Source organism: Methanospirillum sp. (assembly GCF_035560735.1).
Classification (GTDB): Archaea; Halobacteriota; Methanomicrobia; order Methanomicrobiales; family Methanospirillaceae; genus Methanospirillum.
In genome coordinates, this window is record NZ_DATMYY010000337.1 from 1 (window position 1) to 3,260 (window position 3,260).

The following is a 3,260-nucleotide window of genomic DNA, read 5'->3' on the forward strand; positions in this document are numbered from 1 at the left end:
CCATAAATTCAGGTGACTATAATGGAACAGGCCGAAGCCGGGTGTACACCGGATAAATGTGAATCCTGCACAGGGTGTGGCGGAAGTATTGAAAAGATCACGTTAAAGGTTGAATGGCGCCACAAAGACACTCCAGAAGAGAAAGTAAAAGAGATTGAAGAATGTATTCACACCCTTTCCAGCGATCTTGCTGTATCAGGCGTTGAAATGATCTTCTTCAATAATACGATCAGCGCTGATATCGCACCGGGTTCATCAGAATTTTTTATTAATTCTAAATCCCTGGGCAGTCTTACTCCAGTCTCCACTGATATACCAGTAACAAGAGAAGTTCTTCGTAAGGGCATTTTTCAAGCTCTTCTTCAGAATATCTGAACCTCTTTTTTCACACAACGCTTATCTGATTGAGTTGCCTATGCTGACACATACGCAGGAGAGACAATGGATAGGCGGCTGCTTACTGAAAAGGATGGGTACGAACTACTCACCAGGTATGGTATACCGGTTCCGGCATACCGGTTTGTGACCACCCATGAAGAGGCAGCAGTTGCTGCCGAAGACATCGGGTTTCCCGTTGTTGTAAAGGTAGTCTCCGAACAAATTATCCATAAAACGGACGCAGGGGGTGTGGTCCTGCATATTATAGGCCCTGAAGCTCTTGTGGAGGCCCTTTTGGAGATCGATCAAAAGGTTGCTGCCTATGACTCTCAAGCAGTAATTGTCGGATATCTTGTCGAACAGGAAATGAAATCAGGGACCGAACTGCTTATCGGAGGAAAAACAGATTCAGCATTTGGCAAGGTACTCACTGTCGGGATGGGAGGGATTTTTGTCGAACTTCTTCATGATTTCTCAATGAGAGTTCTGCCTGTAGATACAACTGAATACAAAACTATGATCCATGAGATGGCAGGATACCGGCTGATATCAGGTTACCGTGGTCATAAACCTCTTGACGAACAGGCCCTCCTGGATATACTGGAAAAGGTTGGCAGACTATTTCTTGAAGATGAAAGAATAATTGAATTTGATATCAACCCGCTTGTCCTCTGGGAAGATGGTTCATGTGCAGTTGATGCCCGGATATTTATAAAAACTGCACCTGAAAAACCCCTGGTTGCTCCACAGATCCTTCCACCGGTTCCGGACCTTCTCCATCCTTCCTCTATTGCAGTAGTTGGAGCATCACGAACTCCGGGAAAAGTCGGGTATGCTGTCTTTCGTAATCTTCTGAACTTCCAGGGTGAACTCTATCCGGTCAACCCGAACACCGGTGATATTCTAGGAAAAAAAGTCTATCCCACAATTAGTTCTATTCCGAGCCCTGTTGAGATGGTGGTTATTGCAACCCCTGCAGTAGCTGTTCCTGGTATTGTTAAAGAAGCAGGAGAGAAGGGAGTAAAGTCTGCAGTAATCCTGACTGCCGGATTCAAAGAGACCGGTGATGCAGGCAGAGAGCTTGAAGAAGAACTGCTGAGGGTGGCAAGAGAGACAGGGATAAGAATTGTCGGCCCGAACTGTTTGGGTATTATTATTCCGCCACTAGATCTGAACGCAACCTTTGATGTTCAGTCGCCACTTTCCGGCCATATAGGATTTATATCTCAGAGTGGTGCGATCATTACGACGGTTCTCGACTGGTCAATTTCCCGCCGCATTGGATTTTCATCTGTCATTAGTGTAGGAAACCAGACTGACATGGGATTTTTAGAATATTTGCAGGTTCTTGATCAGGATCCGCACACCTATGCTGTTATCCTATACGTTGAGGAGATACGGGACGGTCATGCTTTTCTTACATATGCAAAAAATATGAGGGGTAGAAAACCGGTGATCGCACTCAAGTCTGGCTCTTCAGTCAGGGGTCGTGAAGCTGCTTCGTCGCATACCGGATCCCTTGCAGGGAGTTATGAGACCTATATTGCTGCTTTCAAGCAGAGTGGGGTAATCCCTGCCTATTCTCTCGCAGAGGCCTTTGATGTTGCCCGTCTTGTGGTTTCTGAAGGATATCCCAAAGGGAGAAGAACGATCATACTCACCAACGCAGGGGGCTTTGGAGTGCTTGCTTCAGACTATGCAGAGACGAGCGCGATGGAGATGATCACACTGCCTGAACAGGTTATAGAAGAACTCAATAGTATTCTCCCAGATTCCTGGTCCCATAAAAATCCAGTTGATCTCCTCGGGGATAGTAATGCTTCACGTTTTGCCAGGGCGTTTGATGTGATGATTAAGTACCAGCATCTATGGGATATCGCGGTAGTGATCACTGCACCGGTGGCTATGATGGATCCGAAAAATCTTGCTCATGAGATGATCAGACTCTCCCGGTTTACTCATAGTATGGTGGTTGGATGTCTTCTCGGAGGCGACTCGATGAAATCAGCTATTGATATGCTTGGTGAGGCCCATATTCCAAATTACCAGGATCTTCAGGATGCATTCAGAACTGTTGGGGCAATCCTCGAATCCTGTAATCTGGATAGTCCCATAAAACCATCACCATAGTTTTTTACGGTTGCTGGTTTTTAAAAATGATTTTACCTAGAAATGAAATCCGGCAATAATGCCCATATTCTGGGAGAGAAGATCATATTCTGCTTTTATTTTTAATCGAAAAGTCTGGAAATCTTCAGGCCCATATGAATCAGGATCCTGTTCACCCGTAGATGAACCATATCGATCTTCAAGCAAACGCATTAGCCTTCCTGAAACATCATTGGCACGATGAATTGTAACAAAGTGATCAATCTCACCTTCTGAGCATCCCTTCGCACGGGCATTATCTATAAGCGCCTGAATTAAACGTTGTTTTTCAAGGATTTCATTGATAATGTCGACACACCGCTTGGGGGTAATCGGCTTCATGATGTAATCCTCGATATAATACGAAAATTGTTCAGCTTCTTTAAAAGTCAGGTTTTTTCCGGTTTGCATGATAACTGGAATCTTGCGAAAATCCGGATCTGCCTTGATATGATGGAGAGTTTCCCATCCATCCATAGGTTCCATCATCATATCGAGAAGAATAAGGTCAGGCTTGTATTCATCTTTGAGTAGATCCAGACATTCTCTGCCTCCGAGTACTCCCTCTGTAGAAAATCCGTACTTTTTCAGGCCGATAACAAAAAGCTCATTGAGAGCAGGTTCATCATCAACAATTAGGATTTCTACTGACATGATTAGGTCTCTTCGATCGATCTTATTTGGCCCTGCACCTTGATTAAATCTATGGGATAAATCGATCTCATATATATTAG

Annotated in this window: 3 protein-coding genes; 2 read left to right on the forward strand and 1 reads right to left on the reverse strand. The window is 44.5% G+C overall.

What is annotated here, in order from left to right; all coding sequences use genetic code 11:
* Positions 1-21 precede the first annotated feature (21 nt).
* The gene (locus VN429_RS10020; RefSeq protein ID WP_325632842.1) at positions 22-375 is read left to right on the forward strand and encodes a hypothetical protein; all 354 of its coding nucleotides are present in this window, start codon (positions 22-24) and stop codon (positions 373-375) included.
* Positions 376-441: 66 nt separating this feature from the next.
* Positions 442-2,508 (forward strand): acetate--CoA ligase family protein, encoded by a 2,067-nt coding sequence (locus VN429_RS10025; protein ID WP_325632844.1) that lies wholly within the window; start codon positions 442-444, stop codon positions 2,506-2,508.
* A gap of 36 nt (positions 2,509-2,544) precedes the next feature.
* Here VN429_RS10025 and VN429_RS10030 read toward each other — a convergent pair whose 3' ends face one another.
* On the reverse strand, positions 2,545-3,180 hold the full coding sequence (locus VN429_RS10030; RefSeq protein WP_325632846.1) for a response regulator: 636 nt from the start codon (positions 3,178-3,180) through the stop codon (positions 2,545-2,547).
* Positions 3,181-3,260: the final 80 nt, after the last annotated feature.